The organism is Enterobacter sp. ECC_219_Taxon_10 (assembly GCF_058354905.1).
This window is the reverse complement of sequence record NZ_CM178005.1, coordinates 1,348,083-1,363,271: the sequence shown is the minus strand read 5'-3', so window position 1 is coordinate 1,363,271 and position 15,189 is coordinate 1,348,083. Positions and strand designations below refer to the sequence as shown.

General features: G+C 49.9%; 16 protein-coding genes. 13 read left to right on the top strand and 3 right to left on the bottom strand.

What is annotated here, in order from left to right; genetic code table 11:
* The first annotated feature begins 271 nt into the window (after nucleotides 1–271).
* The 3 genes from citR to AC4ICF_RS06460 all read left to right on the top strand — a co-directional run bounded on the left by citR (nucleotide 272) and on the right by AC4ICF_RS06460 (nucleotide 3,182).
* Nucleotides 272–1,171, top strand: a complete 900-nt coding sequence (citR, locus tag AC4ICF_RS06470; protein WP_316380502.1) for a DNA-binding transcriptional repressor CitR — start codon at nucleotides 272–274, stop codon at nucleotides 1,169–1,171.
* Between the two features lie 176 nt (nucleotides 1,172–1,347).
* A complete protein-coding gene (locus tag AC4ICF_RS06465) occupies nucleotides 1,348–2,571 on the top strand; it encodes a phosphoadenosine phosphosulfate reductase (protein ID WP_316380503.1) in 1,224 nt (407 codons plus the stop codon).
* Entirely contained in the window at nucleotides 2,556–3,182 is a 627-nt protein-coding gene (locus AC4ICF_RS06460) for an IbrB-like domain-containing protein (protein ID WP_316380504.1), read from the top strand. Before AC4ICF_RS06465 ends, AC4ICF_RS06460 begins: the two co-directional genes overlap by 16 nt.
* Here the strand turns inward: AC4ICF_RS06460 and AC4ICF_RS06455 are convergent, their stop codons facing one another.
* Nucleotides 3,183–4,343 carry a pyridoxal phosphate-dependent aminotransferase gene (locus tag AC4ICF_RS06455; RefSeq protein ID WP_316380505.1) on the bottom strand — a complete coding sequence of 387 codons (1,161 nt, stop codon included), beginning with the start codon at nucleotides 4,341–4,343 and terminating at the stop codon, nucleotides 3,183–3,185. It lies immediately after the preceding gene.
* 247 nt (nucleotides 4,344–4,590) lie between these two features.
* Here AC4ICF_RS06455 and AC4ICF_RS06450 point away from each other — a divergent pair, with 247 nt between their 5' ends.
* From AC4ICF_RS06450 to AC4ICF_RS06435, 4 genes are all read left to right on the top strand, one after another.
* On the top strand, nucleotides 4,591–5,205 hold the full coding sequence (locus AC4ICF_RS06450; protein ID WP_316380506.1) for a methylthioribulose 1-phosphate dehydratase: 615 nt from the start codon (nucleotides 4,591–4,593) through the stop codon (nucleotides 5,203–5,205).
* Nucleotides 5,202–5,891, top strand: coding sequence for an acireductone synthase (gene mtnC, locus AC4ICF_RS06445; RefSeq protein ID WP_166710410.1), 690 nt, complete (start codon nucleotides 5,202–5,204; stop codon nucleotides 5,889–5,891). Before AC4ICF_RS06450 ends, mtnC begins: the two co-directional genes overlap by 4 nt.
* Nucleotides 5,888–6,430 (top strand): 1,2-dihydroxy-3-keto-5-methylthiopentene dioxygenase, encoded by a 543-nt coding sequence (locus tag AC4ICF_RS06440; protein WP_316380507.1) that lies wholly within the window; start codon nucleotides 5,888–5,890, stop codon nucleotides 6,428–6,430. The genes mtnC and AC4ICF_RS06440 overlap by 4 nt, the downstream gene beginning before the upstream one ends.
* A 111-nt stretch (nucleotides 6,431–6,541) precedes the next feature.
* Nucleotides 6,542–7,870: an IS4 family transposase gene (locus tag AC4ICF_RS06435; protein ID WP_479984861.1), complete on the top strand. Its 1,329-nt coding sequence runs from the start codon at nucleotides 6,542–6,544 to the stop codon at nucleotides 7,868–7,870.
* Nucleotides 7,871–7,964: 94 nt separating this feature from the next.
* Here the strand turns inward: AC4ICF_RS06435 and AC4ICF_RS06430 are convergent, their stop codons facing one another.
* Nucleotides 7,965–8,435: an SRPBCC family protein gene (locus AC4ICF_RS06430; protein ID WP_316380937.1), complete on the bottom strand. Its 471-nt coding sequence runs from the start codon at nucleotides 8,433–8,435 to the stop codon at nucleotides 7,965–7,967.
* Between the two features lie 42 nt (nucleotides 8,436–8,477).
* Nucleotides 8,478–9,494: an S-methyl-5-thioribose-1-phosphate isomerase gene (mtnA, locus tag AC4ICF_RS06425; RefSeq protein WP_316380938.1), complete on the bottom strand. Its 1,017-nt coding sequence runs from the start codon at nucleotides 9,492–9,494 to the stop codon at nucleotides 8,478–8,480.
* Nucleotides 9,495–9,598: 104 nt separating this feature from the next.
* Here mtnA and mtnK point away from each other — a divergent pair, with 104 nt between their 5' ends.
* The 6 genes from mtnK (at nucleotide 9,599) to AC4ICF_RS06395 (ending at nucleotide 15,152) form a co-directional block, all read left to right on the top strand.
* Nucleotides 9,599–10,798 (top strand): S-methyl-5-thioribose kinase, encoded by a 1,200-nt coding sequence (mtnK, locus tag AC4ICF_RS06420; protein WP_316380940.1) that lies wholly within the window; start codon nucleotides 9,599–9,601, stop codon nucleotides 10,796–10,798.
* 209 nt (nucleotides 10,799–11,007) lie between these two features.
* Entirely contained in the window at nucleotides 11,008–11,994 is a 987-nt protein-coding gene (locus tag AC4ICF_RS06415) for a tyrosine-type recombinase/integrase (RefSeq protein ID WP_316380942.1), read from the top strand.
* Nucleotides 11,995–12,018: 24 nt separating this feature from the next.
* Nucleotides 12,019–12,351: a hypothetical protein gene (locus tag AC4ICF_RS06410; protein WP_491466198.1), complete on the top strand. Its 333-nt coding sequence runs from the start codon at nucleotides 12,019–12,021 to the stop codon at nucleotides 12,349–12,351.
* A gap of 381 nt (nucleotides 12,352–12,732) precedes the next feature.
* Complete coding sequence (locus AC4ICF_RS06405; RefSeq protein ID WP_316380944.1) at nucleotides 12,733–13,209, top strand: hypothetical protein; 477 nt, start codon at nucleotides 12,733–12,735, stop codon at nucleotides 13,207–13,209.
* 16 nt (nucleotides 13,210–13,225) lie between these two features.
* Entirely contained in the window at nucleotides 13,226–14,755 is a 1,530-nt protein-coding gene (locus tag AC4ICF_RS06400) for a PAAR domain-containing protein (RefSeq protein WP_316380946.1), read from the top strand.
* Nucleotides 14,736–15,152, top strand: a complete 417-nt coding sequence (locus tag AC4ICF_RS06395) for a hypothetical protein (RefSeq protein WP_316380947.1) — start codon at nucleotides 14,736–14,738, stop codon at nucleotides 15,150–15,152. The genes AC4ICF_RS06400 and AC4ICF_RS06395 overlap by 20 nt, the downstream gene beginning before the upstream one ends.
* Nucleotides 15,153–15,189 lie beyond the last annotated feature (37 nt).

Here is a 15,189-nt window from a genome sequence, read left to right as displayed (position 1 = left end):
ATTTCGGGGCGTTATAAATTTATTTTTATGATAAAAATACCTCGATATATAAATGACAATTGTCATTTAAGCTCTTCACCCCACTTTCAAAGATAAAATTATCTTAATCATCTTTGAAGCGCTATTTTAATAATCTGATGTCGTGATATATTAAGGTGAGTTTAATTTAAAATTAAGAGAGTTAACCGAAAGGATTGTAAATGGTTAACTTCAAACTATAGTTATCAGTGATGTGATAACCACAGCAAACACGACATCATCAGGACGAAAAATGGCAAACCTCTACGATCTTAAAAAATTCGACCTCAACCTGTTGGTCATTTTTGAGTGCATTTATCAACATCTGAGTATCAGTAAAGCCGCTGAGACGCTCTATATCACCCCTTCCGCGGTAAGCCAGTCACTGCAGCGTTTGCGCGGGCAGCTCAACGATCCGCTGTTTATTCGTTCAGGTAAGGGGATCACGCCGACTACGGTCGGGGTCAATCTGCACCATCATCTTGAGCAAAACCTGAACCAGCTTGAGCAGACCATCAATATCATGCACAGCAGCGGGTTAAAGAAGAACTTTATCATTTACTGCCCGCAGTTTATGAGCACCAAAACGATGCTTGCCCCTATGAAGCTGCTGATGGATAAGTACAATTACTCCATTGAATTACATGATGTTTTTCTTGCGCCTGACTCTGCTGAAGATCTCTTAGCCTACCGCAAGGCTGACCTGGTATTTTCTTTTGCCTCCTCTAACAGCCGTTCTGTCGCCAGCACGCTGTATTACCAGCTTCCCTTTGTCCTTGTTTGTCGTGAGGGCCATCCCCGCCTGAGCGGAAATCCGACCCGTGAAGAGGTCCTCAATGAAGGTTTTACCGCCTACCTGAGCGATGAGAACAGCGTCAAAGACTATCAGGAAAAAGCCGAAAACATTTTAACCGAAAGGAATGTTGTCTATCGTAGTGATTCCTTTATTTCTCTGTTGTCGATGATCAGTTCATCGGACCTCATCGGATTAGCGCCAACCCCGGCCTTTGAGCAATATGGCCAGGCACTCAACCTGCGCAAAGTAGAAACTGATATTCAATTCCCCAGCATTGATATTTACATGATGTATAATCGTTCCGCACTGAATAGCTCAGCATTCGCGAGTTTTATTGAAGAAATAACGTTCCCATGAATAACTATCGTGGTTCTCGCTGAGAATGCCGAGCCACGATATTACTGAAACATACACCCTCGTTATAGAAACAATCGGCATTAACTTTATACATTTATTTATTATTTGACTGATATAATTCTCACCTTAGTATTGACACTTAAGCCCGGCATTAATTACTCAGGATGAGAATGCACATGTCAATTTATAAGTACCCCCTGCACCAGGATGTTCTTAGTGCGACTCAGGAACGAATAAAATGGACTCTCGAGAATTTACCCAGAACCTGTGTCTCTTTTTCTGGCGGTAAAGACTCCACCGTCATGCTGCATCTGGTTGCCCTTCGAGCGCGACAGATGAAAACAAAAATAGATGTGCTGTTTATCGACTGGGAAGCGCAATTTTCTTATACCATCGCCCACGTTGAACATATGCGCGAATTGTACAGCGATGTCATTGACCATTTCTGGTGGGTGGCCCTCCCCCTGACAACGCAAAATTCCCTGTCGCAATTTCAGCCAGAGTGGCAATGCTGGGAACCGGGCACCCGGTGGGTTCGCCAGCCTCCTGAAGATGCAGTAACCGATCCCGCCTTTTTTCCTTTCTACCAGCCAGGCATGACGTTTGAAGTCTTTGTTCGCAGTTTCTCCGACTGGTATTCACGCAACCGCCCGGCGGCCGTACTGATTGGTATTCGTGCCGATGAATCCTACAACCGCTTTCTGGCTATCGCTTCAGCACGAAAGCAGCGGTTTGCCGACGATAAACCCTGGACGACCATCGCGCCGGGGGGGCATGCCTGGTATATCTACCCTCTCTACGACTGGAAAACCGCCGATATCTGGACCTGGTTCGCCAAATCGGGGAGTTGCTATAACCCACTCTATGACCTGATGTTTCAGGCCGGCGTGCCGCCACGCTACATGCGCATCTGCGAACCCTTTGGCCCGGAACAGCGTCAGGGGTTATGGCTCTACCACGTTGTAGAACCCGAACGCTGGGCAATGATGTGCGAGCGCGTCAGCGGCGTACGCAGCGGAGGAATTTACGCAGGGCATGACAACCATTTTTACGGTCACCGCAAAATACTCAAACCGGACCATCTCTGCTGGCGCGAATACGCCATGCTGCTTATCAACAGCATGCCGCAAAATACGGCTGAGCATTACCGCAATAAAATCGCCGTTTATCTGCACTGGTATCAGAAGAGAGGCATGGAGGATATCCCCGATACCCAGGAAGGCGATATCGGCGCCAAAGACATTCCCTCGTGGCGCCGTATTTGTAAGGTTTTACTGAATAACGACTACTGGTGCAGAGCACTGTCATTCAGCCCAAATAAACCCAAACATTATCAGCGCTACAGCGACAGGGTGAAGGCTAAACGCAAGGAGTGGGGCATTTTATGCGACAAAGAATAATCAACGATATCGAAACATATCTTCAGTCTCTTCCCGAAGAGGATCGAATAAACGCCATTAATGCCTTTCGCCAGGCACTACACAAAAATAGCCCGTTTTACGATCAGCCTGTCGACTGCGTACTGTGGATCAAACAGGACGCTATTACCGCCAACAATTACAATCCCAATAATGTGGCCCCGCCGGAAAAACGGTTGCTCAGCAAATCCCTGGAACTTGATGGATTCACCCAGCCAATTGTTGTGACCGAAAGCGAACCGCAACATTACGAAATTGTGGATGGATTTCATCGGCATGAAATTGGCAAAAACCGGGCGGCATTGAAGCACCAGCTTAAGGGATACCTCCCCGTCACCTGCCTACGCCAGGATCGACAGGATAAACATAACCGTATGGCCGCAACCATTCGGCACAACCGGGCGCGGGGTCGACACCAGATTAACGCGATGTCGGAGATCGTTCGCGAACTGGTGCAGCTTGGCTGGAATGACGAGAAAATAAGCAAGGAACTGGGAATGGACAGCGATGAAGTCTTGCGCCTCAAGCAAATCAACGGCCTGCTGGAGCTGTTTGCAGACCGCCGTTACTCAGAAGCCTGGACGGTGAAATAATCAGAGCGTGTTCAGACGCTCCGCCGCGGCCAGCAGCGTCGATTCCTGCTTCGCAAAGCAGAGACGGATCAGCTTGTGCGGGAAGGGATCGGCGCAGAACACCGACAGCGGAATGGCGGCCACGCCGACCTCTTTCGTCAGCCACTGGCAGAAACTGACGTCGTCCAAATCGGAAATGGCGCTGTAATCGGCCAGCAGGAAGTAGGTTCCTTCAGACGGCAAAATTTCCAGGCGGCTTTGGCCCAGCGCCGTCACAAACAGATCCCGGCGCGCACGGTAAAAATCCGGCAGGTCGCGATAGTGCTGTGGTTCAGCGCGCAGCATATCCGCCAGCGCCAGCTGAGCCGGAGTATTAACGGCAAACGTCAGGTACTGGTGCACCTTGCGCAGCTCAGCGCTGATGGCGGCGGGCGCCACGCAGTACCCCACCTTCCAGCCGGTCATATGATAAGTTTTACCGAATGACGAGACGGCTACGGCGCGTTCACGAAGCTGCGGATGAGCCAGCACGCTGGCGTGCCCTTCTTTCGCGAAACAGATGTGCTCATACACCTCGTCGCTCAGGACATAGATTTCACGTTCGGCGATGGCCTGCCACAGCGCGGCAAAATCGGCCTTTTGCCACACCGTCGCCGACGGGTTGTGCGGCGTATTCAGAATAACCAGACGGGTTTTGTCACTCAGCAGTGCCGTGAACGCCTGCCAGTCCGGACGGAAATGCGGCGGCTGCAGCGCCACGCGTTTCACCACGCCGCCGGAAAGTTCAACCGCAGGCGCATAGCTGTCATAGCTCGGGTCAAAGCAGATCACCTCATCGCCCGCGCGCACCAGCGCGGTAATGGCCGCATACAGCGCTTCGGTCGCCCCTGCCGTCACCGTGATCTCGCTGTTCGCATCGGGCTTATGGCCGTACAACTCCGCCGTTTTATCCGCAATGGCCTCCCGCAGCGCCTGCACGCCGGTCATCGGCGCATACTGGTTCGCCCCCTGCGCAACGTGGTACGCCAGGCGCTCCTGCAAATAGCCTGGCCCGTCAAAATCCGGGAACCCTTGCGAAAGGTTAATAGCGTTGTGCTGCTGCGCCAGGGCGCTCATCTGCGTAAAAATGGTGGTACCGAGACCGGGAAGTTTACTCTGCGGGATCAATGCGTTATTGCTCATTTTGTTGTGCCTGCTTGTAATACTTATGTTGCTGCCACTATAACACGATGTTAGTCTTTGGCAATCAAGACGCTTAGACGTCTATACCCTAAATAATTCGAGTTGCAGGAAGGCGGCAAGGGAACGAATCCCCGGGAGCGTACAAAAGTACGTGACTGGGGTGAGTGAGTGCAGCCAACGCACCTGCAACTTAAAGTATGACGGGTATAAACCATATGAATATTCCTGACCGAGAGGGTAAAAGGAAATGACAGACAACCTGCAACTCACGCATCTGGTCGACGCCTGCCGCTGGATCGGCGCCAAAGGCTGGGCCCCCGCCACCGGCGGCAACATGTCGGTGCGTCAGGACGAACATCTGTGCTGGCTCAGCGAATCCGGCAAGGACAAAGGCAGCCTGACGACGGAAGATTTTTTGCAGGTTGAAATCGCCACCAACCGCGCGCCGTCCGGTCGAAAACCGTCGGCGGAAACCGGACTGCACACCCTCATCTATCGCCTGTTCCCGGAGGCCAACGCCGTCCTGCACGTTCATACCGTTAACGCCACGGTGCTGTCGCGTCTGGTCAAAGATGCCGAGCTCAACATCAGCGGTTTCGAGATGCAAAAATCGCTCTCCGGGCAGACCACGCATCTGGATACAGTCGCCATTCCGGTATTTGATAACGATCAGGACATCGATGCCCTCGCCTCGCGAATCGCCCATTACGCCCAGGAACGCTCGCTTAATTATGGTTTTCTTCTGCGCGGTCATGGCTTAACCTGCTGGGGACGCGACGTGGCCGAAGCCCGGCGTCATCTGGAAGGACTAGAATTCTTATTTGAATGCGAAATGCGTTTACGACAACTGGAGAGAGTATGATTCGCGCGATTGTGACGGATATTGAAGGGACCACCAGCGATATTCGTTTTGTCCATGATGTTTTGTTCCCCTACGCGCGTGAGCGGCTGGCGGCCTTCGTGACCGCGCAGCAGTACGCCGAGCCGGTCAAATCCATTCTGGACAACCTGCGTGATGAAATCGGTAGTCCGCACGCCAGCGTCAGCGAGCTTATCGAGGCCCTTTTTGCCTTTATGGATGAAGACCGCAAATCGACGGCGCTGAAAGCGCTGCAGGGGATCGTCTGGCACGACGGCTACGTGAACGGCGACTTTACCGGCCACCTCTACCCGGACGTGCTGCCCGCGTTGGAAAAGTGGAAAGCGCAGGGGATTGATCTCTATGTATATTCCTCTGGCTCCGTCGCCGCGCAGAAACTGTTATTTGGCTACAGCGACGAAGGTGATATTACTCATCTGTTCAGCGGCTATTTTGATACCCACATCGGCGCCAAGCGCGAGGTGCAGTCTTATCAAAACATTGCGGCGCAAACGGGCATCGCCCCGTCTCAAATCCTGTTCCTGTCTGATATCCATCAGGAGCTGGACGCGGCTGAACGGGCAGGTTTTCGCACCCTGCAGCTGATTCGCGGCGATGATGACGGCGCAAGCCATCACCATCAGGTCCACCAGTTTGACGAGATTAATCCGGAGCAGATCCCTTCATGAGCGCATTGACCATTTATTCCGACAAAGACGCCAGCCAGCCGCAGTGGCACAGCACCGACGCCGCCGAGATCGCCCAGCAGCTCAACGCTAAAGGCGTACGTTTTGAACGCTGGGACGCGGATCGTGATTTAGGGCAGGATCCCGCGCCCGAGGCCGTGATCGCCGCGTATCAGCACGCCATCGACAAGCTGGTGGCGGAGAAAGGCTATCAGAGCTGGGACGTAATCAGCCTGCGCGCCGACAATCCGCAGAAAGAGGCGCTGCGCGCGAAGTTCCTGAATGAACACACCCACGGCGAAGACGAAGTGCGCTTCTTCGTGGAAGGCGCGGGGCTGTTCTGCCTGCACATTGGCGATGAGGTGTATCAGGTGCTGTGCGAGAAAAACGACCTGATTTCCGTGCCCGCGGGCACGCCGCACTGGTTTGATATGGGCTCAGAGCCGAACTTTACCGCCATTCGTATTTTCGATAACCCGGAAGGGTGGGTTGCCCAGTTTACGGGTGATGCAATCGCGGATGCATATCCAAAGCTGGCATAGGTAAAAGCAAAACGGCAGCTATAGCTCTAATGCCGATCAGTTAAGGATCGGTTGACCGATCCAGTGGCTGTGTAAGAATCCGGAAATGTTTACCCGTTTCCGGATTTTTTTATGCACATTGGACAGGCTCTTGATCTGGTATCCCGTTACGATTCTTTGCGTAACCCTCTGACTTCTCTGGGCGACTGTCTTGACCCGGAACTGATTTCCCGCTGCCTTGAAGAATCCGGCACCGTCACGTTACGCAAACGGCGCCTTCCTCTGGAAATGATGGTCTGGTGCATTGTCGGTATGGCCCTTGAGCGCAAGGAGCCGCTTCATCAGATAGTTAACCGGCTGGATATCATGTTACCCGGCAATCGTCCGTTCGTTGCCCCCAGCGCCGTGATCCAGGCCCGTCAGCGGCTGGGAAGCGAAGCCGTCCGCCGCGTGTTCACGCAAACAGCGCAGCTCTGGCATAACGCCACGCCGCATCCGCACTGGTGCGGCCTGACCCTGCTGGCCATCGATGGTGTGTTCTGGCGAACACCGGACACGCCGGAAAACGACAGCGCCTTTCCCCGCCAGACGCATGGCGGAAACCCGGCACTCTATCCGCAGGTAAAAATGGTCTGCCAGATGGAGCTGACCAGCCATCTGCTGACGGCAGCGGCCTTCGGCACGATGAAAAACAGTGAAAATGAGCTCGCGGAGCAACTGATAGAGCAGACCGGCGATAACACCCTGACGTTAATGGATAAAGGCTATTACTCGCTGGGGTTGCTGAATGCGTGGAGCCAGGCGGGAGAACACCGTCACTGGATGCTCCCTCTCAGAAAGGGAGCACAGTATGAAGAGGTCAGAAAGCTGGGTAAAGGCGACTATCTGGTGAAGCTGAAAACCAGCCCACAGGCACGAAAAAAATGGCCGGGTCTGGGAGATGAGATGACAGCCCGCCTGCTGACCGTAACACGCAAAGGAAAAGTCAGCCATCTGCTGACGTCGATGACGGACGCCATGCGCTATCCCGGAGGAGAAATGGCAGACCTGTACAGCCATCGCTGGGAAATAGAGCTGGGGTACAGGGAGATAAAACAAACGATGCAACTGAGCAGGCTGACGCTGAGAAGTAAAAAGCCGGAGCTTGTGGAGCAGGAGTTATGGGGCGTGTTACTGGCGTATAATCTGGTGCGATATCAGATGATTAAAATGGCGGGCCATCTGAAAGGATACTGGCCGAATCAGCTGAGCTTCTCAGAATCATGCGGCATGGTCATGAGAATGCTGATGACGCTGCAGGGCGCTTCACCAGGGCGTATCCCGGAGCTGATGCGTGATCTTGAAAGCATGGCGCAACTGGTAAAGTTGCCGACAAGAAGGGAAAGGGCCTTCCCGAGGGTGGTAAAGGAAAGGCCCTGGAGATACCCCACAGCCCCGAAAAAAAGCCAGTCAGTTGCTTAACTGACTGGCATTACAACCGAAGTTGCCATTTTTAGTGTTTGCTCCCTCTCCCTGTGGGAGAGGGCCGGGGTGAGGGCATCAGGCCGCTCGAGCTTCAACGCTCCAGTCCCTTCACATATCCCACCAGCTGATCCAGCACAATCCCCCACCCTTCGTGGAAGCCCATCTGTTCATGCTGCTCACGAATTTCCTTCGTCGGGTGGCGCGCAATCGCCGTGTAGCGGGTTTTGCCCTCGCCCACATCCTCCAGCAGCAGGATCGCCGTCATAAATGGCTTTTCAGCCGGCTTCCAGCCTTCAGTATAGCCGTCGGTAAAGACCAGCTTTTTACCCGGGTCGATTTCAAGAAATACGCCCCGGTTATCCATTCGCTGCCTGTCCACTTCAAACACGGTGTTGAACCGCCCGCCCACCCGCAGGTCAAGGTCGCATTCGGTCACCTTATGGGGAGCAGGAATGAAGAAGTTTTTGATGTGTTCCGGCGTGGTCCAGCAGAGCCACAGCAGGTCGCGCGGCGCGTCCACCACGCGCTCCAGTTTTAAGTCTGTTTCAGGATCGAGCGTCACGATATTGTCCTCTTAAGGGAGCCCCTTAAAGGATAGCCGGACTCAGGCAAATTTCCCGTTTGCCACCTCTTCCGGCGTGACCACGCCCGTATCCAGCACCCAGCCGCTAATCAGCGAGGCTGGCGTAACGTCAAACGCCGGGTTGTAGACCTGCGCGTCTTCCGGCGCCCACTGCACCGCGCCAAAGCTCCCCGCGACGCCCGTCACCTCGCTGGCGGCGCGCTGCTCAATCGGGATCGCGTCACCGTTCGGGCAGTCCGGGTCGAGGGTCGTTTGCGGCGCGGCCACGTAGAACGGAATGCCGTGGAACTTCGCCAGCACCGCCAGAGAATAGGTACCGATCTTGTTCGCCACGTCGCCGTTGGCGGCAATGCGGTCTGCGCCCACCCACACGGCGTCCACCTGCCCTTTCGCCATCAGGCTGGCGGCCATGGAGTCGGTAATCAGCCGATACGGCACGCCCAGCTCGCCAAGCTCCCACGCGGTCAGTCTACCGCCCTGCAGCAGCGGACGGGTTTCATCTACCCAGACGCTGCTGACGTTACCCTCCCGATGTGCGCGGGCAATCACGCCCAATGCGGTGCCGACGCCCGCCGTTGCCAGCCCGCCGGTATTGCAGTGGGTCAGCAGGCGGCTGCCGGGCTTCACCAGCACGCTGCCGGCTTTCGCAATCGCGTCGCAAAGCCGTTTGTCTTCGTCAATCAGGCGCAGCGCCTCGGCCACCAGCGCCGGAACGAAATCTTCCTGCCACAGCGCCCGCTTCATGCGGTCGAGGTTGTTCATCAGGTTCACCGCCGTCGGGCGGGATGCGCGCAGGGTTTCCAGCGCCGCCGCCAGCTCGTCGCGGCTTTTACCGTTTTCCGCAAGCAGCGCCAGCAGCAGGCTTGCAGAGAGACCAATCAGCGGCGCGCCGCGCACCCGCAGGGCATGAATGTGCCCAACCAGCGCCTCGACCGTCGAAGCATCCAGCCAGCGTTTCTCCTGCGGAAGCGCCTGCTGGTCGAGAATAAAGAGCTGATTATCCGCCACCCGCAGGCTGGTCGTCTGTAATGTCTGCATGTCGTTAATTCCCTGTTGCGTTGTTGTAGCACATTGTGTCAGGATGAAATCCAGATGTATAGACGTCTACATGTCTTAATTAGGAAATTCGTGAGGAGCAGGCCATGTCGCAATACCGTACCTTTACCGCTCAGGATGCCGTGGAGTATGCCAGGCAGTTTGGCGGACTTGACGATCCTTCATCGCTGGTAGAGGCGCAGGAGGTAGGCGACGGCAACCTCAATCTGGTTTTTAAAATTTTCGACAGCGCGGGCGTGAGCCGCATCATCGTTAAGCAGGCGCTGCCCTACGTGCGCTGCGTTGGTGAGTCCTGGCCGCTGACGCTGGACCGCGCCCGCCTTGAAGCGCAAACCCTGGTCGAGCACTACCGGCACAGCCCGCAGCACACCGTGAAAATCCACCACTTTGACCCGGAACTGGCGGTAATGGTGATGGAAGATCTATCCAGCCATCGCATCTGGCGCGGCGAGCTGATCAACAACATTTACTACCCGCAGGCGGCGCAGCAACTGGGCGAATATCTCGCGCACGCGCTGTTCCACACCAGCGATTTCTACCTGTACCCGCACGAGAAAAAAGCGCAGGTGGCGAAGTTCATCAACCCGGAGATGTGCGAGATCACCGAAGATCTGTTCTTCAACGATCCGTACCAGCTCCACGAGCGCAACAGCTACCCGGCCGAGCTGGAACACGACGTGGCCGCCCTGCGCGACGACGCCCAACTTAAAGTTGCCGTAGCCTCCCTGAAGCACCGCTTCTTCTCGCATGCCGAAGCGCTGCTGCACGGGGACATCCACAGCGGCTCAATTTTTGTGGCCGACGGCAGCCTGAAGGCCATCGACGCCGAGTTTGGCTATTTCGGGCCGATTGGGTTTGACGTCGGTACCGCCATCGGCAACCTGCTGCTGAACTTCTGCGGCCTGCCGGGGCATCTGGGCATTCGCGATGCTGCCGCCGCGCGCGAGCAGCGCCTGACCGATATTCAGGAGCTGTGGAACACCTTCGCGGAACGCTTCCAGGCACTGGCAAACGAGAAAGCCCGCGACGCCGCGCTCGGCGCGCCGGGCTATGCCTCCGCGTTCCTGAAAAAAGTCTGGCATGATGCCATCGGGTTCTGCGGCACCGAATTAATTCGCCGCAGCGTCGGGCTTTCCCACGTGGCGGATATCGACACCATCCAGGATGAAGCCATGCGCCACGAATGCCTGCGCCACGCGATAACGCTCGGTAAAGCGCTGATTGTCATTGCCGACCGCATCGACAGCGCGGAAGAGCTGGTAGCACGAGTGCGGCAGTACAGCTGATTTTTCCCCTCTCCCACAGAGAGAGGAACATTCACAATCATTGACTATAATTTAATCGCAGACTTGTTGTAACTCACTGATTAACAAGTCTATTTAACAGTTGTGCAATCCTATTCGGATGCATACGATTTCAGTGTAACAGCACCCGCAACAACACCCGCTGTTATGCAAATTGTATGCACCGCTTATGCAAAAAGGAGAAAGCAACAATGCGGTTAAATGATAGTGTGATCGGCGGACTACGCGCAAAAGAGTCAGCTTACTATGTTTTCCGGGACGACGGTACGAGGGGAACCGGGCGGTTAGGTATAAAAATTTTTCCTTCAGGCCGTAAATCGTTCGTCTATCGCTTTCAGGTCGGGGGCAAGCGCAAGTTTAAAACGTTGGGAGACTGGCCTCGTTTCACGCTCGAACAGGCAACGCAACGTTATGCTGAATTGGCAGGTATGGCGCACCAGGAGCGTTCTGACGCGATGGGTAAAAAAATGCGTACCGGAACATTGCGCGAACTGTTTGCAGCATTCATAGCGTTTAAATCGCGTTCAGGACATCGCAGTACAATCAGTCAGTACGGCGCACTCTCGGAACAGGTGATCAAATTAAAGCTATTTACAGGCGATGAAATAGCAAATGAGATTACATCTGTGCAGATTACGCGCTGTATCCAGCACTGGACAAAGCAAGGTTATATGTCAAGGGCTAAAGAAGTCCGAAAGAAGCTACATGCGCTGTACGAATACGGCGCTGTAGCTGATAATGATCCAATGAGTGATTCAAACTCAAGCGGTGTGCAGTTTCAGATTTCAAATAATCCTGTTCGTAACGTTCAGAACTTTGACGCAGGAACCCCCGGAGAACGTTATCTAGATTTTAAAGAGTTACGATATCTATTAACGCTACTCAATAACGAAAAAAACATACTCCCTCCTGACGTTCACTCTTTAATAGAGTTGGGATTTTATACATGCGGTCAACGCCCCTTTGAATTGTGTCATTTACAGAAAAGTAGATATGTTCCTGAAAATAACAAAATCATACTTGCTAAAGAGTTTTCGAAAACAGGGATAGAATCTGTAATATATCTTTCTGAAAAGGCGAAAGTAGTTCTGGCAAAACAGGCTGAAAGATATCCTGACAGTGATTTCTTTTTCCCCAATGTCAACTTTGATGAACAATTAAAAAAGTATAATAAATAAATAAAAATGAATCCAGTTACTAAAATGGAAAAGCCCACTAAAGGGCTTAATAGTGATGCATGGAAAAAGCATATGAACGAATTCACAAAAAAACATTTCGATCAGTCGTTCACAATGCGCGACATTCGTCGTACATTCAAAACACTTGGAGGAATGTTACACTTCACTGAAAATGAGCGTGATATAGTCAACCAGCACGTAAATAAAACCATTAGTAAAAAACATTATGATAAATATGATTATTTCGTAGAGAAGCGTGAAATAACTTTAAAATGGGATAAAGCGCTTGGAATTTTGTTATCAAAGGATGGGTTACAAAATATAGAAATGATTGTCGAGAAACAAAAAATGCTATAAAACATTCTTCTTATAAATGCATTTTCAAGTAGTAATTTACGGCCTGAATTTTTACAAAAAAAATTCAGGCTTTTTTTTGATTGATGTGATGCAAACCACATTAATTGTATGATAAATACATTTTTATTATACCTTTCATCCAAGGAGATAATCCATAAATGTATTTTGTACAAAGCAATAAAAACTTTAAACAATATATATGCGACCATCAATTATGGGTCTTAGCACGAGTGACCGATTTATATGATTCCAATACTGATAAAGGAATAAAATGGCTGGAACCACTGTGGCGTAGTTACAATGAAGAAATAAAGGGAATATCAGTATTTCTGTCACGAATGGAAGCTGCAATTTATAGTGTGTTTATTGAGAGAAAATTTAATGAAAAAATGGTCAGCATATTCATTAAACGAATTAAACATACAAGAAATGATGACTCATAATCAAGCTGTGCAAAATACCGATCAATATCATGTGTTGCTCAATTCTGGCTTTTGGACCAACAAAGATATTAATGTTTTATTTTCAAAGCGTCACATACTACAGGCAACAATCCCAATTACATTTAACACCAAAATAATATGTACTGAGGATAAGTATGCAACACTAAAAATCCCAAAACAAGTGACTGAAAAATTCCAAAAAATGTGGAGAAATAGAGTAGGATATTATGAAAGCTATTGTAAGAACAATATTTCGTCTGACAATGAATGTTTAATGCAGCAAGCTGTGATTGCATATGAAACCATGAATCTAATTGAGTGCGATGTAGTTGATATTGACGAGTGCAAGTATATCACAACATGGAACAACGAATGGTTTAATACCAATCCAAATAATTTAACTGAAATTAAGTAATACAAGTGAGGGAATTATGGCTACAGGCTATTTTTTGGTAGTAGGTGATAAAACAAGCTGTGGGGGGAGAATAATTTCAGGCAGTGAGAATCACTCATTTTACAACAAAGCAACGGCACGTAACGGTGACAAATATATCTGTGGAAAAGATAATAAGATATATCATATTGCTGGCGGTATACCTAATTACATGATACATGGTGTTAGTGCGGCAGGAACATTACATAGCAGAGGAACTTGTCCATGCAAATGCAGATTTATAAATTCCAGGTACGAATCAAGCTATGACTTTGAAAGTGAGCGCAAAGTAGCGTCAACGCCAAAACCACAAATAAATAATGCTCATACAAGCGTGGCTCAGAATAGAGAAGTATCACTAGCAAAAGTAGAAGTAACGCCACAGTTCAAAGAAAAAGTAAACTCTCCACGTGCGCCTGTTGATGCGGGATTTTGTGTACTACCCTTCGGGGCCAGACCTGCGTCATATGAACCATGGTTTTTTATAAATCCGCCAGCAGGGACACGTGAGCTTTATCACAAATTAAATCCAGATGTACAGAAACAACCAGGCTCGATTTTGATTGTTGTTGATCCCGAAAAGCAAGATAAGCAACAAATTGAAACACTGCAAAAAGCGCGTGACAGGATAGATAAAGCATTAGAACCGCTTACATTGAAGGAAGCTAAATTATTGCATGATAACAGAGGGGCAGTAGATGCCTTTTCGTATCAGCTTTATAGTAAGTATTTAGGAAATGCAGGTGATAGCTTAGGTGCGATCAGTGAAGTAGGTAAAGGCTACTATGAAGAAATTAATAGAATATTAAAAGAAATAGAAAATCTTTATAAAGATGCATACAACCGTAACAACGGGATTATTTCAGGGCAAGAGTTTTTCGGGAGAAGGAAAATCTTGTTTAATAAGTTAGAACTAATATTAACCAAATTCAGCAAATCCAGCCTTGATTTAGAAGAATACAATGATATAAAAAAATCTTTAGGATTATCCACAAGCTCTATAATGCATAAATGGGATAGAACAGGAGTTAATAATATTGAAGGATATGCTACATATATTGAAAACTCTGCAAAATTAATAAAAATAATGAAAAACGTAGGATACGTTGGAATAGGATTGGATTTTGCATCATACACATCCAATATTTATGAGGCTTGTGCGACGGGGAGAGAAAATGAATGTAGAAAAGCAACAATAAATGAATATAGTAAATTCACGCTTAAACAAGCATCGGGTATAACAGCGGGAGGTGCCGCTGGGGTAGCTGCCAGGGGAGCTTGTATGTGGGTTTTAGGTTTGGCAACGGCAGAAGTGGGTGCGATCGGAGCTGGCTTATGCCTTGTAACCGGCATTGGAACTGGCATAATAGCCGGGAAACAAGCTGAAAAGGTGGGTGAATCCATGGGTGAAAAACTAGGTCAAGGAGTTAATAAAGGAATTGATAAACTAAAAGATAAATCAATTCCAACTCCCGATTCATTCAATGAAGAATCTGGGTTGATGATGTATGAAAAGCTTTTTTATTGAAAACCTAGAAATTATAGAAATAACTTCAATAGTGGTTTTTCTATTGAGTTTTTTATTTTTGTTATTTATTTCACATGTAATCAACAAAGATAATTATACTGAAATAGTTAAATTATATGAACAGCAATTTGGTCAATTACCGCTAACAGCAAGAATGTCTAAAAATGCCAGTTTAATAGGTACACCGAGTGCTTATCATGCAAAAATTGGATTTATAATGGGAAGCCTGATATTTCCCTACAACCGGGTAACTAATCATGATATGAGTATTGAAGCATATAATTTTATACGCCATTTACCTAGAGAGCTAACTTTTGGGTTCAAAATCGAAGCGGCACTTTGGGTTATTTCTATATCAGCAATGGCTATCGCAATGTGTTCTGAAGCATTCATTTGATAAAAAAAGGGACTTTAACGAGTCCCTTTTTATATTT